14 protein-coding genes are annotated in these 17,074 nt (G+C 45.3%); 5 read left to right on the forward strand and 9 right to left on the reverse strand.

Annotation, left to right across the window (positions count from 1 at the left end; all coding sequences use genetic code 11):
- Positions 1–34 precede the first annotated feature (34 nt).
- Positions 35–1,165 (forward strand): endonuclease/exonuclease/phosphatase family protein, encoded by a 1,131-nt coding sequence (locus tag FHS68_RS09615; protein ID WP_229211834.1) that lies wholly within the window; start codon positions 35–37, stop codon positions 1,163–1,165.
- A 4-nt stretch (positions 1,166–1,169) separates the two neighbouring features.
- Here FHS68_RS09615 and FHS68_RS09620 read toward each other — a convergent pair whose 3' ends face one another.
- On the reverse strand, positions 1,170–2,342 hold the full coding sequence (locus FHS68_RS09620) for a glycosyltransferase family 1 protein (protein WP_167269478.1): 1,173 nt from the start codon (positions 2,340–2,342) through the stop codon (positions 1,170–1,172).
- A 191-nt stretch (positions 2,343–2,533) separates the two neighbouring features.
- On the opposite strand from FHS68_RS09620, the gene FHS68_RS09625 reads away from it, so the two are divergent.
- Complete coding sequence (locus FHS68_RS09625; protein WP_167269480.1) at positions 2,534–2,728, forward strand: hypothetical protein; 195 nt, start codon at positions 2,534–2,536, stop codon at positions 2,726–2,728.
- 5 nt (positions 2,729–2,733) lie between these two features.
- Here the strand turns inward: FHS68_RS09625 and FHS68_RS09630 are convergent, their stop codons facing one another.
- The 5 genes from FHS68_RS09630 to xth all read right to left on the reverse strand — a co-directional run bounded on the left by FHS68_RS09630 (position 2,734) and on the right by xth (position 8,145).
- Positions 2,734–3,354: a TetR/AcrR family transcriptional regulator gene (locus FHS68_RS09630; RefSeq protein WP_167269482.1), complete on the reverse strand. Its 621-nt coding sequence runs from the start codon at positions 3,352–3,354 to the stop codon at positions 2,734–2,736.
- A gap of 47 nt (positions 3,355–3,401) precedes the next feature.
- Positions 3,402–5,666 carry a xanthine dehydrogenase family protein molybdopterin-binding subunit gene (locus FHS68_RS09635; RefSeq protein WP_167269484.1) on the reverse strand — a complete coding sequence of 755 codons (2,265 nt, stop codon included), beginning with the start codon at positions 5,664–5,666 and terminating at the stop codon, positions 3,402–3,404.
- A gap of 5 nt (positions 5,667–5,671) precedes the next feature.
- Positions 5,672–6,670, reverse strand: coding sequence for an FAD binding domain-containing protein (locus FHS68_RS09640; protein WP_167269486.1), 999 nt, complete (start codon positions 6,668–6,670; stop codon positions 5,672–5,674).
- Positions 6,667–7,305, reverse strand: a complete 639-nt coding sequence (locus FHS68_RS09645; RefSeq protein WP_167269488.1) for a (2Fe-2S)-binding protein — start codon at positions 7,303–7,305, stop codon at positions 6,667–6,669. The genes FHS68_RS09640 and FHS68_RS09645 overlap by 4 nt, the downstream gene beginning before the upstream one ends.
- A 63-nt stretch (positions 7,306–7,368) precedes the next feature.
- Positions 7,369–8,145 (reverse strand): exodeoxyribonuclease III, encoded by a 777-nt coding sequence (gene xth / locus FHS68_RS09650; RefSeq protein WP_167269490.1) that lies wholly within the window; start codon positions 8,143–8,145, stop codon positions 7,369–7,371.
- A 151-nt stretch (positions 8,146–8,296) separates the two neighbouring features.
- Between xth and FHS68_RS09655 the strand changes: the two genes are divergently transcribed.
- Complete coding sequence (locus FHS68_RS09655; protein ID WP_167269492.1) at positions 8,297–10,879, forward strand: PAS domain-containing protein; 2,583 nt, start codon at positions 8,297–8,299, stop codon at positions 10,877–10,879.
- A 302-nt stretch (positions 10,880–11,181) separates the two neighbouring features.
- Here FHS68_RS09655 and FHS68_RS09660 read toward each other — a convergent pair whose 3' ends face one another.
- Positions 11,182–12,900 (reverse strand): FAD/NAD(P)-binding protein, encoded by a 1,719-nt coding sequence (locus FHS68_RS09660; RefSeq protein WP_167269494.1) that lies wholly within the window; start codon positions 12,898–12,900, stop codon positions 11,182–11,184.
- Between the two features lie 48 nt (positions 12,901–12,948).
- Positions 12,949–14,244 carry a YihY/virulence factor BrkB family protein gene (locus FHS68_RS09665; protein ID WP_167269495.1) on the reverse strand — a complete coding sequence of 432 codons (1,296 nt, stop codon included), beginning with the start codon at positions 14,242–14,244 and terminating at the stop codon, positions 12,949–12,951.
- 98 nt (positions 14,245–14,342) lie between these two features.
- On the opposite strand from FHS68_RS09665, the gene FHS68_RS09670 reads away from it, so the two are divergent.
- The gene (locus tag FHS68_RS09670) at positions 14,343–15,137 is read left to right on the forward strand and encodes an MOSC domain-containing protein (RefSeq protein ID WP_167269498.1); all 795 of its coding nucleotides are present in this window, start codon (positions 14,343–14,345) and stop codon (positions 15,135–15,137) included.
- A gap of 2 nt (positions 15,138–15,139) precedes the next feature.
- Here the strand turns inward: FHS68_RS09670 and FHS68_RS09675 are convergent, their stop codons facing one another.
- Complete coding sequence (locus FHS68_RS09675; RefSeq protein WP_167269500.1) at positions 15,140–15,670, reverse strand: DUF5655 domain-containing protein; 531 nt, start codon at positions 15,668–15,670, stop codon at positions 15,140–15,142.
- 201 nt (positions 15,671–15,871) lie between these two features.
- Between FHS68_RS09675 and FHS68_RS09680 the strand changes: the two genes are divergently transcribed.
- The gene (locus tag FHS68_RS09680; RefSeq protein WP_167269502.1) at positions 15,872–17,071 is read left to right on the forward strand and encodes an amine oxidase; all 1,200 of its coding nucleotides are present in this window, start codon (positions 15,872–15,874) and stop codon (positions 17,069–17,071) included.
- Positions 17,072–17,074 lie beyond the last annotated feature (3 nt).

Below are 17,074 nucleotides of genomic sequence, written 5' to 3' on the forward strand. Positions count from 1 at the left end.
TTTGAAGGGTTAAAATGCTGAATGCTTTTTCATTTTGTCTAAATTTAACACCAGAAATTCTATCCCGCAAAGTGGGAAGACAGACCTGCAACAAAAACCCATGCACGCCATTAAAACTGGATTAGAAATAGCCGGAGGGCTCATTATACTATTCACCCTCATACCAATTATTAAACACGATTACTGGACATTTAGAATATTCGAGTATCCACGCATTCAAAAGCTCTTCCTCAATCTGGTCATTGGTATCCTCTTTATTTATCTTGTCCCTGCATATGGATTGCGTTATTGGGCTTTTGTTATGCTTCTTTCCGGCAACGCAACTTACCTCTTTGTAAAGATTTTTCCGTTTACTTTTTTTGCGAAAAATGCACTGCTAGGCACGACCAAAGACGACCCGGATAATAGGATCACCATCGTTTCTTCCAATGTTTTTCAGCACAACAGGAATGCAGAGGGGTGCATGGCCCTGCTTCGAAAGTATGACCCGGATGTAATCCTGTTGCTGGAAACAGATCAGTTCTGGTATGAGGGCACGAAAGAGTTGGGTTCAAAATATGAGCATCAGGTGCTCGTCCCCCTTGAAAATACCTACGGAATGTTACTGTATTCTAAACTGAAACTGATCGATCCGCAAGTCAGGTATTTGGTTGATCCTGAAATTCCATCCATTGTGACAAAAGTAGAGCTCAAATCTGGGAAGCAGGTGAACCTGCATTGTGTACACCCCACGCCACCGGTTCCTGGTGAAAACACGCATTCAACGGAACGAGATAAGGAACTGTTATTGATCGCCAAAGAAGTAAAGCACCAAGCGGTTCCCTGCATTGTTGTCGGCGACCTGAATGATGTAGCCTGGTCTTACACCACCGAACTCTTTACGAAGATCAGCGGAATGCTGGATCCGCGCATCGGGAGGGGCTTTTACAATACATTTCATGCCAAATATCCGATTCTCCGGTTCCCCCTTGACCACATATTCTGTTCTACAGATTTCAAACTAATCACACTGGCCAGGCTCGAAAATTTCAATTCTGACCATTTTCCAATATTAATCTGCCTGCAATATGAGGCCTCAGCTTCGCAGCAGCAGGAAGAGCCGAAAGCCGATCTGGAAGATATCGCGCTGGCAGAAGAAAAGATCAAAAAGGAGGTTCCGGATTGATCGTTTAATTCTGGTTCAGATATTCATCCTTCTCGTCCATAAGCCTGTTTGGTGTAAGCAGTAGCGTGCGGTTAGAAATACTTTTCAGAATCAGCAATTGCATTTCTGAGAACGTATGGTCCCAAGAGTTGCGCGCTAGTACCAAATCCACTTTCGCAAGCCATTCAGCATCAGGTTTTGACGCTTTCAGATTGTCGATAATATCGATAAACTCTGAAGAATCCGTCCCAATGTTAACCGCGTCATTTTTACCGTATTCATAAATTACATCTTTGATGGCTGTCGATACCACTGGTTTGCCACCGGCCAGATACTCCGGCGTTTTGGTAGGACTTATAAAAAATGTGGATTCATTGAGCACAAACGGTATAAGTGCCACATCCCAGCCCGACAAGTATAACGGCAATTCGTCGTAGCCCTTAGGTCCCAAATAATGAATGTTGGCATGTTTGGGAAGCGTATCGGGGTTAATTTTAACAATAGGTCCTATCAGGATAATTTGCCATTCTGGTCTCGCAGCGGCCATTTCAGCAATGAGTTTAATATCAAAACGCTCGTCCAGCACACCGTAAAAGCCTACTTTAAACCCCGATATCGCGGCCTGGTCGCTCGGCTCCTGGTTCCCCGCACGCGCCGATTGAAAATGCAATTTGTCGATGCTGCTTGGGAAAGGATGGATATTGGTATGTTCATTGCGTTTGGACTCAAAGAGTGAATGACCTCCTGTGAAAACCACGTCGGCGATATCAAACAATTTCGTTTCCAATGCTCGGAGTTCAGGTGGAGCAAACTTAAAAGCCGAAAGCTCATCCATGCAGTCATACACGACACAGCCGGGATTGAAAGTATTTGAGAATTTGAGCGCCATCGGCGTGTAATACCAGAACAGTAAATCTTCCGGGGCTTTGTTTTCCAGCAAAACATCAAGCAAATTTTTAATCTCAATGTTGACTTCTTTTGGAGTCAGCCCATGTACCAAGTGAGGTACGCACAACCATAGATTGTCTGCTCGTTGGGAGATAGATAATGTGGATGGAACATCATCCGTAAAAACAGGTTCCTCAAAATAGTAAACGACTGAATGTTTGGCAAATCGGCTCATCAGATGCTGTGGACGCTGATAAACGAAATCCCATCTCAAATGTGAAAAGCAAACAATGTATTGCGGTAATTGCATAATGATGTTGATGAAGTGTAACTTCCCGGGACATTATAACAACTGTGCCAGTCACGAATTTGTTGAAATGAATCGAAAAATTTGAACGGTGTTTCATATACGCAAAATGCTGCGTCCCACCAGAAAATGATGTCATGTCCGCCTGCGGGCATGAAAATTTTCAAAATGTTGTACACGATTAATCGATACTAATGGATACGACCGCCTTATTTAATTTGAAGGAAGACGATTCGGAGGAAATTTTAATTGACGCACAGGACGTTGAAGAAATTGTTCCGGATGCCGATTTCAGATTTAGCCTTGTCATCCTGAAAAACGGGGAAAAGCATTTTATCTGCGGAACAGAAGCCGAGATCCGTCAAAAGTTGAACATGAAAGAGGGGTAGCTGGCCTATTGAAGTTCTTGTAAAAAGCGTTCAATGTCATTAAGTCCGGCCTGGGTTGCATAGGGTGTAAATAAAAAGGCTTTCAGACTTAAATAATGGTTCATCTGGCCGTCCAGCTCCTGACGGCTCCCCGATAAAACCGCCTCCGACATCCAAAACCTATTCTGCAGACTATTTGTAGAAGCCAAGAGTAGCTGCTCTGCTTCCGACTTGAATTTCAGATAATTATTTTTCGCCAACACCGTCGTATCACCATTAAGGCCAGCTAATCGCGCGCTTCTTACTCCTTCATAATTGGCCGCAATTTTTGGGTTCCGTTCAATCAAGTGTACCATACTCAATAGCAAGCTTCGATACCGAAGGCCATTCTTAAACAATGCTTCATTTTTTTTGAGAAAGTCGTAAAGACTTTTTACCGGATAGGCTTTGTGTATCTCGGAGTTGGACGCTGAATATAACTCTGTCAATGCATAAACGAGATCATCTTTGGTGGGAAAATAATAGGTAAGATTCCCAATACGCAAGCCTAATTCAGCAGCAAGCTCGCGCATGCCAACGTATTCGATTCCCTTCAAATTAAACATTTCCAAAGCCTTTCCCAGTATTCTCTGCTGAGTTACATTCATTTTTTCAAAATATTTAGGTCAATGTCCTCAATCAAATTTTTCATCTTCTAAATTTCATCATCGGTCAACTTACTCACTGTAATCGGCAATTCCCTCACTCTTTTTCCTGTCGCGTGGAACACGGCATTTGCTACTGCTGCTGCTACGCCAACAATCGCAATCTCGCCCAGGCCTTTGGAACCGATTGGATTAACGTGGACGTCAGGCTTGTCGATATACAAAACATCAATTTGCGGGATATCGGCATGAACTGGGATGTGATAGCTGGCAAAGTCCCTGGTCAGGTAACGGCCTCGGCGATGATCCATCACAGAAGCTTCCATAAGCGCCATGCCTATCCCACCCACTATCCCGCCGATGGATTGACTTCTGGCGGTTTTGTAATTAATGATTTTCCCAACATCTGCGCAGGTAACAACCCTTTTCACGCGCACTTCACTGGTGACAGGGCTCACATGGACCTCCACAAAATGACAACCAAAAGAATACATTGAGAACTGATCGCGCTCCGGCCCGGATTTCGACTCTTCTGTGACTTCCAGTTGCGGAAGATTATGGAATTTTAAAATATCAACATAGGAAAGGCCCTTCTCAGCATTTGAGGATGCATACAGCACCCCATTCTTTATGCTGATTTCACTAGGATCCGGTTTAGAAAAATCTCCATCCGGCATTGAGGCTGCCAGTGCGATGATTTTATTTTTCAGCGACTCACAAGCAACGTGCACCGCTGAGCCAACACTTGGAATGGTGGAAGAACCATTCTGTCCGGGCGCATCGGGCAGGCTGGAATCTCCGAGATCAAACCTGATTTTTTTTGCCTGGACCCCTAAAATTTTAGCGGCAATGCGCGTCATTGCAGTTCCCGTCCCGGGGCCAATATCCATCGTTGCACTTTGCACCACGACCGAACCATTCGCAAGTATAATCGCCTTTGCCTTAGAAGGATGCCTGTGAAAACCGTACAAACTTGAAGCCATGCCATATCCCACCAGCATGCCGCCAAGTTTCATGGAGCGAGGTTGTAACGACCGGTTTTTCCAGCCAAATTTTTGAGCGCCCATTTCGTAACATTCCTTCAAAGACTTGGCCGACCACTGCAAATTCCGCTCAGGATCAGAATCTGCATGATTGCGCAAACGCAGTTCCAGCGGGTCAAGCTGCAATGCAAAGGCTACCTCATCAAGCGCTGATTCCAGTGCAAACATTCCGGTCGCATCGCCCGGACCGCGCATCCAGGTGGGCGTGTTCACATCCAGGTTGAGAAGGCGGTAACGCGTAGAAACATTCGGGCAGGCGTACATAGCACGGGTCGCCAGGATCGTCCGTTCCAGATGTTCTTCATAAGCAGAAGTCTGACCTGTACCTTCGTGCGTGATCGCGCTCAGCTTTCCCTCTTTAGTTGCCCCAATTTCAATTTTCTGAACGGTATAAGGGCGGTAACCTACCGAAGTGAACATCAATTCGCGACCGAGAACCAGCTTAACAGGACGTTTGACAATTTTAGCTGCCAGCACCGTCGCAATCGTATGAGGCCACACCCGTATCCCCGACCCAAATGCACCGCCAATGAACTTAGAGATCACTTTCACATTTTCACGCGGCAATTTGAAAATCTGTGCCAGATTACCCTGTGCAGACTTCACACCCTGATTTTTATCGTAAACCGTCAGCCGGTCGTCAGCCTCCCAAACCGCGATAATGGCATGAGGTTCGAGCGGTTGGTGATGCTGGGTTGGAATGATATAAGTAGCATTGATTTTTACATCCGCATTCGTCATTGCCTCTGCATTGCCCCGGTCATAATCCTGAAATGGAGAGTTTTTATTTTTTTGCACGCTGGGTGCAATGGTTGCTTTAGGTAAGTTCGCTTCAAAATTTGTTTGATGCACTTCAACCTCATAATCAATATGAACTAACGAAGCGGCATGCACTGCCTGCTCGAATGTTTCGGCGACGACCATTGCTACCGGCTGCCCGTCGAAATAAATGAGTCCGTCGTAAAAAATCCTGAATGCTGTTCCCATTGGTGCGCGCTCCGCAGGCTGCTTTGCAATACCATAACCAGGTATTCCCGGATTATTTAAATGACTAACCACTGCCAAAACACCTGGTGCCTGCCCGGCTAATTTGGTTTCGATGCTTGTGATTTTACCTTTTGCTATGGTACTGGTAATGAGGACAGCATGGGCAAGATGATCAAAGGGATATTCAGCCGAATACGTAGCTGCGCCAGTTACTTTGACATGACCATCGACCCGATCAAATGAAAGATCAGGTTCTGGGTTAGTGGATTGTGATTTATCGGTCATAGCATTCAAGGTCTACCAGCTGCAATTTTTAAAGCTTCCACAATTACATTTGGTACTAATTTCATTTTAAATGCATTGTGTTCAAAAGACCTTGCATCCAGCATGGAAATCTCCGCAACCTGCTTGAAAACACTATCAGAAACGGGCTGACCAACCAGCATTTTTTCCCCTTCGTATAATCGCCATGGTTTATGTGCTACTCCACCTAATGCTAGTCGCGCTGCTTTTATAGTGCCCTGGTCAATGTCCAAAGCGACAGCTGCGGATACGATTGCAAATGCATAGGCTGCCCGGTCGCGGACTTTTAAATAATGACTGTGTTTTGATAAATTTTCCATGGATAGCTCAACGCCAAGAATCAACTCGCCCCTCTCCAGGTTCGTATCCAGATCAGGCCGCTCCCCAGGTAATCTGTGAAAGTCTTTAAATGCAATACGCCGTTCTCCTTTCATTCCCATTACCAAAATCACCGCATCAAGCGCCGCTAATGCAACATTCAAATCGCTTGGATTAACGGCAATGCATGAATCTTCATTCTGCTTTTCATTTAACCCAAAAATTGCATGCATGTTGTTGATCCCACCCAGTGCGCTGCAACCCGTATCATTCTTTCTTTTGTTACAGGCGAAAGCTGTGTCGTAAAAATAGGTACAGCGGGTCCGCTGCAATAAATTCCCACCCACCGTCGCCATATTCCTGATCTGACCGGAAGCCCCTGCATTCAATGCCTGGACGAGTAGCGGATACTTGGCTTTAACGATCTTATTTTCTGCAACTTCACTATTCAAGGCCAATGCTCCAATCCGAAGTATCCCAGCTTTTTGTTCAATTTTTTTGAGCGGTAGATGGTTAATATCCACCAGCTTCTCAGGAATGGCAATCCCGCGCTTCATGAGGTCAACCAGGTTAGTTCCGCCAGCAATGAACCGGGCGCTCTCTTCCGAGGAAACGATATCGATTGCTTCTTTGAGATTCCGCGGGCGGTAATATTGATATGGTCTCATACTTTCCTACCGCTGTTTTTGACCTCTGTGATCGCATTGACAATATTAGGGTAAGCCCCACAGCGACAAAGGTTGCCGCTCATATATTCCTGAATTTCCACTTCCGACCCAGCCTGCCCTTCCCGAATGCAGGATACTGCCGACATGAGCTGTCCGGGCGTGCAATACCCGCATTGAAAACCGTCATGTTTGATAAAGGCTTCCTGTAATGGATGCAGCTGATCCCCGCTGCTTAACCCTTCAATGGTGGTAATCTTCTTTCCATGCTGCATGACCGCAAAGCTCAGGCAGGACAACATCCGATGCCCGTCCACATGAACAGTACAAGCACCGCATTGACCAAAGTCGCATCCTTTTTTTGTACCGGTCAGCCGAAGCTGCTCCCGAAGCAAATCGAGCAGGGTCGTCCGCGGATCAATGCTGATACGCTTTCTGACTCCGTTAACTGTTAATGCCAATTTCACTTTTTCAGCATTCCCAATTGGAATATCCTCGCTATCCCAATCCCCCGACCTCAGCAAATTGGCGGGCGCTAAGGACAGACCAGCAAAGGCCACGGACTGCTTCAAAAAAAACCTTCTATCTTCTTGAAGTGGATCCAACGTGTCGTCTGCAGCTTTTGTGTTTTCTTCCATTTAGTGCAAATAATGATTATGGGCCGATTCTGATCACAATGTCTGAATTTCAAAGGCGATATTTCAAAAGTTCTGAAGCTCAATCCAGGTTGGGGCGTGGTCGCTCGTTTTTTCCCATCCACGTACGTGGCTGTCAACTCCCGCGGAAACCAGGCGGCCGGAAATTTGCGGGCTTAACAAAAAGTGGTCGATCCGTAAGCCTGCATTCCGGCCATAAGCATTCCGGAAATAATCCCAGAATGTGTAAATGCGCTCTTCGGGGTAAAGCTTGCGCAATGCATCCACCCAGCCTTGATCCACCAGTTCCTTAAATTTCTCGCGGGATTCAGGAAAAAACAATGCATTGTCCAGCCAGCTTGAAGGTTTGTAAACGTCTATTTCAGTGGGAATCACATTATAATCGCCAGCCAGTATCACCGGCACTTCCTCGGAAAGCAGATAAGCGGCATGCGCTTTCAGTCGCTCAAACCAGCGCAGTTTATAATCGAATTTGGGACCGGGAGCTGGATTGCCATTTGGCAAATAGAGGCATCCGATGAGTACGTTATCAACGATGGCTTCGATATAGCGGCTATGCAAATCCTCGTCATCTCCGGGAAGTGTATTACGGACTTCCTGCAACTCCACACCACGTCCGAGAATGGCAACACCATTCCAGCTTTTCTGCCCGTGCCAGATCGCATTATAACCGGCATCCAACAACGCTTTTTCTGGAAATTTTTCCTGCGGCGCTTTCAATTCCTGCAAACAAACCACATCCGGCTTCGCCTCTTCAAGCCATCGTAACAGGACCGGTAAGCGGCCATTGACGCCATTAATATTATAAGTTGCTATTTTCATGATGACACGAGCGGGTTTACTAACCTCAATAAGTTAAAGACTGGCCAACGACAAATATAATGCCGTATTCACCTGGCTTAGTTTTTATATATCTCCTTAAAAAGACGGCTTAGCTGGTGGGCAGGAAAAACATATTTAGTTTTAATAAATAATGAATAATACTTCCCCGCAGTTTTTAATGGGTGGCGGCGAAATGGGAGCGCTGACAAGGGCTTACGACTGGTCGGGCTCATTTATTGGCGAGCCACACACCTGGCCGCAAAGCCTCCGGACTACTGTTGCCATGATCCTTTCTTCCAAATTTCCCATGTTTTTATGGTGGGGAAAGGAGCTTATTCAATTTTACAATGATGCATACAGGCCCAGCTTAGGGGATAATGGAAAACATCCTACTGCCTTGGGACAGCGTGCGGAGGATTGCTGGCCTGAGACATGGTCCATAATTAAACCGCTGATCGACAACGTGCTGGCAGGCGAAGAAGCAACGTGGAGCGAGAATCAACTGATCCCTATCTATCGAAACGGAAACCTTGAAGATGTATACTGGACTTTTAGTTATAGTCCCGTTATAAATGAGTCAGACCAGATTGGCGGGGTGTTGGTGATTTGCCAGGAAACGACCAAAGCTGTTACTACACATCAAAAACTGGCATTGAGTGAGGCGCGTTTTCGCAGCATTGTGGAGCAGGCGCCCATGGCCATTGGTTTGCTAAGTGGCCCCGAAATGGTCATTGACGTAGGTAATGATAAATTATTTGAAGTTTGGGGAAGGAACTCATCTATCATAGGCCTGCCCATTCTCGAAGCATTGCCTGAAATCAGGGATCAGCAGTTTGCTCAATTGCTGGAAGATGTGTACCGCAGCGGTAACCCTTATTATGGTAACGGTGCGTTAGCAAAACTCGAAAAAAACGGATTGCTGGAAGATGTATATTTCGATTTTGTCTGCATGCCACTCCGTGACGTCTCCGAACGTATTGTTGGAATAACCATTTTGGCTACAGATGTAACCCGGCAAATCCTGGCACAAAGGGCATTGAAAGAAAACGAAGCCAAGATGCGCTCGGACCGAATAGCCGCCTGGATGGAGATCGAGGAAAGCCAGATGCAGTTACTCGCATTGTTTGAACAGTCGCCCGTTGCGATCGCTATTATCAAAAAGGAAGACCTGACATTCACGATGGCCAATCCATTTTATGCGGAAATGGTAGGACGTACTCCCGAAGAGATTGTGGGAAAGCCATTGCTGGAAGCAGTGCCGGAAATTGCGGGCCAGGGATTTGACCAATTGATTAATAAGGTTATGGAAACGGGCGTTCCCTTTAGATCCGGGGAACAATCTGTGGATATTGTCCGCGACGGGCGCTTGCAAACCATCTACGTAGACCTTACTTATCAGCCAAAAAAAGACCTTAAAGGTCAGATCAACGGGGTATTGGTGGTTGCCACAGACATGACGCAGCAGGTTTTGGCCCGACAGAAAAACCTGGAAGCTGAAAGCGCATTACGCGGTGCAGTGGAGCTTGCTGAGCTGGGTACCTGGCAGATTAACCTCCATACTAAAAGTGTTGAATTCTCAAAACGGATCAGGGACTGGTTCAACCTTGGCGAAAATGAATTGATCGATGTTGTCCGGGTTTATGAACTGATTGGCCGGCCCGATCGAAAATCCGCAAGAAAGACAATCGAACGCGCAACAGCTCCGGGCAACGACGGTGTTTTCGACATGGAATACACCGTGGATACCAGCACTGGAATAAAAGAAAGGATCCTTCATGCACACGGGAAGGTTCATTATAATGATAAAGGCGAAGCATATAAAGTCAGTGGTACAGTACAGGATGTAACGCGACAACGGAAAATCCAGCTCGAACTGGAACATCAGGTGCAACAGCGGACAGAAGAATTACAGATGGCAAATAAGGAACTGGCTTCAAGTAATTTCGAGCTGGCAGCTATCAATAAAGAATTTGTAGCCATCAATGAAGAGCTGAGCCAGTCTAATAACATGCTCGCGAGATCCAATGAAAACCTGCAGCAATTTGCTTATGTGGCTTCCCACGATTTACAGGAACCTCTCAGAAAGGTGCAGTCCTTTGGAGACCTGCTGACGAAACGGTATAGCACTCAGCTCGGAGATGGTGTGGATTATGTAAAAAGAATGCAGGCGGCCTCCAAACGGATGTCGGTTTTAATTGAGGATTTGCTGACTTTTTCTCGGCTCTCGGTCAGGCAGGATACCTCTGAGCGGGTTCCTCTGAACCATGTGATCGAATCCGTGATTGCTGTTCTTGAATTATCGATTCAGGAGGCGGGAGCTCAGATAACCGCCGCCAAACTTCCTGTCATCATAGGCGACATATCTCAATTGGAGCAGCTTTTTCAAAATTTACTAAGCAATGCATTAAAATTTCGACAACCCGGAGAAGCGCCAAAAATACAGATTATGCACAAGTTGATTTTTATGAATGACTTACCCATTCCGATCAAACCTCTTCGGCATGCAGGTGCCTATCATCGCATTGATATCATTGATAATGGCATCGGGTTCGATGGGAACAACGCAGACCGTATCTTTCAGGTTTTTCAACGTTTACATGGAAAACATCAATATCCCGGAACAGGGATCGGCCTGGCTATCTGCGAAAAGGTGGTAGCCAACCATGGAGGTGCGATCACAGCCAGCAGCAAAGAAGGTGAAGGCGCAACTTTTAGTGTATTTCTGCCTGCGTGACCAATGTGGAATTATATAACTCAAAAGATTTAGTAGCGTCAGCCCGAAGAGCTGCTCCTTCCAAAAAACAATCCTGTCAATGCTTGCAAACCATGATACCAAATCATGGAAACGATGATTGTTTAATCATTCGGATCAGACAAACTTTGCCTTGCATCCCGATGAACTCAACCTGATACTCCATTCAAATGAGGAAGGAGGAAAGGGAGGAAGGGGGAAAGGGAGGAAGGAGGAAAGGGAGGATTTTTTCTTCATCCCTTTCATCCCCCTCTTCCCCTTCCTCCCCTTCCTCCCTTTTTACGCTAACCGTTAATAGCTTCCACAATGCTCGACGATGCTTCTTCGCAGAAATCCAGGCCGGAGTAGTCGGGGTTGTAGCCCCCTATGTATGGGACCGCCATGATGTATACGCGGGGATTGGGTTTGCCTTGTTGGTCTACGATCTGAAAACTATCACTAATGGTAATGCCCGGTACTTTAAGATAATATTCGCCATCCTGCATTCTCTCCACCTTCTTATTGTCTTTGAGTAATTCAGCGATCCCTCTTTCTTGTTCCCTGAATTTAATGCGGGCCGGACTGACGGATTCATTGGCAATTAATCCCTGAAATGTAAACTCCTCATAATCTAAATGGGGCTGGCCTACGCAGTCCACAAAAGTCTGATAATAATCGGCCTGCCCTTTTCCATTTTCATCTACGTACAGGTAGGTAACACCGCCCTTGGCCTCCGGCTCAACTTTGCTGTCCTCTCCTACGGAAACGATATCCAGCCTCCCGGCATCATGCAGGGCAAACAATTCCTCGCAGGAACTTTGGGGAACAAATGCGATCACAATGGATATCAGCGGCATTAACACCTTTTGAAGCCTCAGCATATCCTCCGCGGACAGGTACTTTGCAGGATAATTCATGGTAAAACTCAGTACCGCCAGAACCTCTTTCCAATAAATAGATTCGCGCTTTTTAATGGATTTCTCAGCTTCAAGATATTCATCCCTGAAGAGCTGAAACGGCTCCTTATCCTCCCGCAAATCCATCATTGCTTTTACAAACTCTTCCAGGTCAAGGTCCTTGATTTTTTTGTAGAATTTTGGGTCCTTCCTGCGGAATTGATCTTTAAAATTCTTTTTAAATAGAAAATCTAAGGAAAGAAAGCCATCATTCTTTTCCATGTTCTGATCAATCTCCTCTTTGGTAAGCATGGAATCCTCAGATAGTAAAGGCTCCTCCAAATGAAACCTGATGGCTGGAAGCATGCCATTTCTGGAATGCATTACCATCCTGAAATCCGGGCAATCTTTGGACGGATGAAAGACAATTTTACCATCATTCCCTTTATCGAATGTACCATTATGGCGGGAAAGTGTCCGGATGGCATCGATGGCAGTAAGCGACGAACCTTTGATTGCGATGGCGTGATTCAATTTTAATTCCAGCTTAGAAGGCGGATAAGGCGAGTCGTAGTATCCTAGAACAACGCCTTCATGCTTAATCGGCCATTTATGTCCGGTACAGACAATAACCTTATCGAATTTCAGCGTTCCTTTTTTTGCTACTTTAATTTCGACTTTATCCTGACCTGGGCAATCTTGAATATCTACAATTTTGCTATCAAAATGCACGGTCGTTTTCAGCCCCGCTTCTTCGGCCTTTTTCAATAAAAGATCAAACTGATCGGAAAGATATTGGCCGAACAACAGCCTTGGTAAAACCTTAAATTCATTAAACCCTTCCTTATCAATTTTAAAATCTGCAAGGAGTTTATCAGGTAACGTCTGGACCCATTCTCCAATCGAAGTGGCTATTTCGGGAATTTCGTTGTCAGATACATTGGTAATGTGCTCGCGATTAGCACCTGAGGAACTGTATGGCATTCCAGCTCCCAATTGTTTTTTTTCTTCAAAAATATCTATTACAAAATCTTTATTTTTCCCCTCGACAAATCTCTTAAAAATAAACATTGCGCTTGGTCCTCCCCCAAGAATTGCTATATGCTGCTTCTCTCTTCCAATGGTCATTGACAAATAAATTAAGCTGTATGTGTGTTAATATTGCCGATTTGTAAATTAATCCTTATCTGCTTCACTATTGGCCGCTCCAAATCGAAGCAGCATTTTGCGTATTCCACCAATCAAATTTTTACGATAAACAAAAATCAATCCGAGTATAACAAAACTTAGTGCCAGCAATATCACAAAACCGAGGTAATCGCTGTCCAGACTTCTGTTGATCAGGTCACCAAGAATTAGAATGATCGTTATAGCAATGGTGAATGTCAGCAATGCAAATATCCCATAATATGTTACCGGTGAGGCTATTTTAGCAATTACGGCTTTGATTTCGGCCCTGACTTTGTCCAGCTTTTCATCTATAAAGTCAGTAAAAAATGAAAAGAGTTTGTTTTTCGCTTCTTTCTTTTCCTTGGCAGCGTCGTCCAGGCTGGGTGCAGCTGCGAGCGGATTGGTAATCTCTGCCTCTCTCCGGATCATCAGCACTGCATGTTCATTGGGAGAAATGGCAGTCCCATCCGACCTGGCATAAACCTTTGTAAACTCAGCCCCGAAATAAAGGATAATGGAAGAATAATAAATCCAGGTAAGCAGGATAACAATGGATGCGGATGTTCCATACGCCGCACCCAGATCGGATTTCCCGAGGTAAAAACTAATTGCAAATTTTCCTACCGCAAATAAAATCGCGGTAAACGTTGCACCAACAATGCATTCTTTCCACCTAACGTGGCCGTCGGGAAGTACCTTGAATATCACTGTAAAAAGTGCTGCAATAATCACGATCACCAAACCAACATTCAATACCGAAAATATCACAACTGAAACTTCCGAAAAATAGCGTTCAAGGCGGTTGCTCAGCAGGTCTACCATCGCATTCACGCCAAGAGATACGATGAGCAAAAACCCAAGCGTAAGAATGATGGAAAATGACAATAACCTGTTTTTTAGATATTGCAGCCAGCTTTTTTGGGGTTTGGATTTGATTGACCAGATGTAATTGATCGAATCCTGGATTTCAGCAAAAACCCCCGTCGCTCCAATGAGCAACGTGACGCCTCCAATAGCAGCTGCCATATTAGATTTGTTTGTAATTGCAGCATTTTTGATCAGTTCCTGGACCTGCGCCGCGGCCTGCTTTCCTACAAGCCCGCTTATTTGGCCATATAGCTCACCCTGAAAAGCTTCCTTACCATAAAAAATGCTGACAATCGAAATGATCAGCAGCAGCATGGGTGCAATGGAAAAAATGGTGTAATAAGACAACGCTGCGCTCAGCTTCATCGCGTTGTCGTCCGAAAATTCGGATAAGGTCTCTTTAAGTAGAGAGAGTATAAATTTGATCCGCTTCATATGAGTTAGTTGACGTCCACCTCATTAAAAGGCTCTCCCGTTTACTCAAACAATTGTACCAAGATACTTTTGGGAATGGTTTTATTGCTTCAACCCGCATGAAACTGTCCGAAATATGGATATATCCTGTAAAATCCCTGGGTGGGATACGCCTGTTAGCCGCTCAGGTGGAAGACTGTGGCCTGCAATACGACCGTCGTTGGATGGTTGTGGACGAAAACGGGAAATTTCTCACGCAGCGGGTCCATGCAAATATGGCATTACTGGATGTCTCGTTAGACCCAAATGGATTAATTCTATCCAATCGGCTCGATACAGAGCAGCAAGTCCTCGTTCCATTCGATCGGGTCTCCGATGAGGCCGTTGAAGTTAGAATATGGGATGATGTGGTAACCGCATTCACAGTTTGTAACGTTGCCGACCAATGGCTCACCAATCAACTGGGTAAAAAAGTAAGGATTGTGGCCATGACAGACGAGACCAAGAGGAAACGAAATCCTGATTATACAAGCCATGGTGAACTGGTAAGCTTTGCCGACGATTTTCCCTATTTGCTCATTTCACAAGCATCGCTGGACGATCTGAATGGTAAACTCGATTCTCCTGTCGAAATGAAGCGGTTCCGGCCCAACTTTGTCGTATCCGGAACATTGCCTTTCGCCGAGGATGCCTGGAAATACATTAAGATCGGAAATGCTGGTTTCGAAGCCGCTAACGCCTGCGAAAGGTGCATCATGGTTAACATTGATCCCAAAACAGGTATGAAAAGCCCTGAGCCCCTTAAAGCACTTTTTGGTTACCGCTGGATCGATAAGAAGATATTTTTCGGTAGAAATATGGTCTGTGTAGAAAGTGGAATTGTATGCGAAGGTGACGAAATCGTATTGGTGTAATTTTATATTGACTCGTCGTATGCATCTTTTATCCAGCCCAAAAGTTCCGCATCAATTTCTTCAATTGTGGAAATTTGAACCCTGTGTGTACACATGGCACCAAATGGGCCCGAATTGCCGAGTCTTTCTCCGGTCGGCCGGCTCTTGAATTTTAAACCAAGATCAACGCGCGTTTTTGAGGCGGGTTTGATCAGCGCGAATTGCTTTTTACGGATAATGCTAACGCTATCCTTCTTCGGGGTAATGGTAATATCGTCACCAAATTCGCTGATTTCGTTGAGTAGTGTTTCGTATATCGGTTTTAGCTGCTCCTTACCCTTGTACTGATTTTCGACCAGAATTTCATCTTCAAAAGAACCCGCATCAGACTTTCTGACTTTCAATGCGATGAGATTGGCAAAACCATATGTTACACCTTGCTCAGTCTGCAAATAATGCATCATTTCCTTATGCTTTTCCAGCCCCGACTGGTTTAAAATTTCGATCCATTGACCGAGCGTTTTTCCTGTTTTTTCTAGTAAGGTATCTTCCATACAATCAAGCGTTTAGAATGGTCTGACCTGAGTTAAAATAAAACCAATATACGAGGATTTCAAATATTGATGGGACATCTATTTTCAAGGAATTGATTTACCGCAGGCTGATTTTCTGGATAAGCGACTCGTTGCTAAACCGTAACCCGACATTGGCACAATTGTTACTGCAAGGCATGGTAAATCATTTCGCAATTCAGCATGACCGATTTGTTACCCAAAGACATCAGCGCTTTTTTACCACCACACAACATTCAGAATCCGTTCAAATCCTTCTGGATGGGTGGATTTGAATGCACAGACCAATTGAACATACATGGAGATCGGGTCGATCTTTCAACTGTAACCCGCCATCTTGAACTTATTGAGCAGGATTACGAACGTATAAAGTCAATCGGCATCACGACAGTACGGGAAGGTATCCGATGGAGTATGGTCGAATACAAGCCATACTGCTACGATTTCAGCTCTGTGCGTTCAATGATCCTCTCCGGGCAACAATCTGGCATTCAGCAGCTATGGGATATCTGTCACTTTGGTTACCCCGACGATCTCAGCCCATTGCACCCACACTTTACAGCTCGTTTTACCGCGCTTTGCAAGGCTTTTGGGGAGTTCTTCTATCGGGTTAGTCCATTTGAAACATTGATCGTTACGCCTATCAATGAAGTCAGTTTCATTTCGTGGCTAGGGGGAGACGTTGCTGGCACCAGTCCCTATTGCCGCAACAACGGCTGGGACGTGAAATACGCTTTAATGCGTGCCTACATTGCTGGTATTAAAGCACTTAAAGAAGTTAATCCCGATGTGCGGATCATGACAACCGAGCCGTTGGTCAACATGGTTCCGGCTAATCTGGAGGATTATGATGAAAAAAACCGTGCACTGGTAGCACATGAGTTACAATATCAATCGGTTGACATGTTGTGTGGCCGAATTTGCCCCGAGCTTGGCGGCAGCGAAGATCTGCTGGATATACTGGGTTTCAATTACTACTATAATAATCAGTGGGTTGCGGGCACGTTTGATTTTCTGGGATGGAATGATCCGGTCCCTGACCCACGCTGGCGATCGTTATCAAGTCTTTTAAAAGAAGCTTATTTGCGTTACAAGCGTCCGGTGGTACTTTCGGAAACAAGCCACCCCGGAAGCGACAGGCCGTTATGGATTAAAATGGTGGGTGAAGAATCATTTAAGCTTATCCGTGATAACATTCCGCTATGGGGAGTTTGCCTCTACCCCATCATCGACCGCCCCGACTGGGATAACCTGGATAACTGGCATAGTTCCGGCCTATGGGACATGAATCCCGAAAAAGGCTTGCACAGCCGTATTTTGCATCAGCCTTCCGCGGATGCGTTGCTTTTAAGTCAGAAACTGGTTGGTACGCATATTGGATAACCG

Origin of the sequence: Dyadobacter arcticus (genome assembly GCF_011762185.1) — a bacterium.
Taxonomy (GTDB): Bacteria; Bacteroidota; Bacteroidia; order Cytophagales; family Spirosomataceae; genus Dyadobacter; species Dyadobacter arcticus.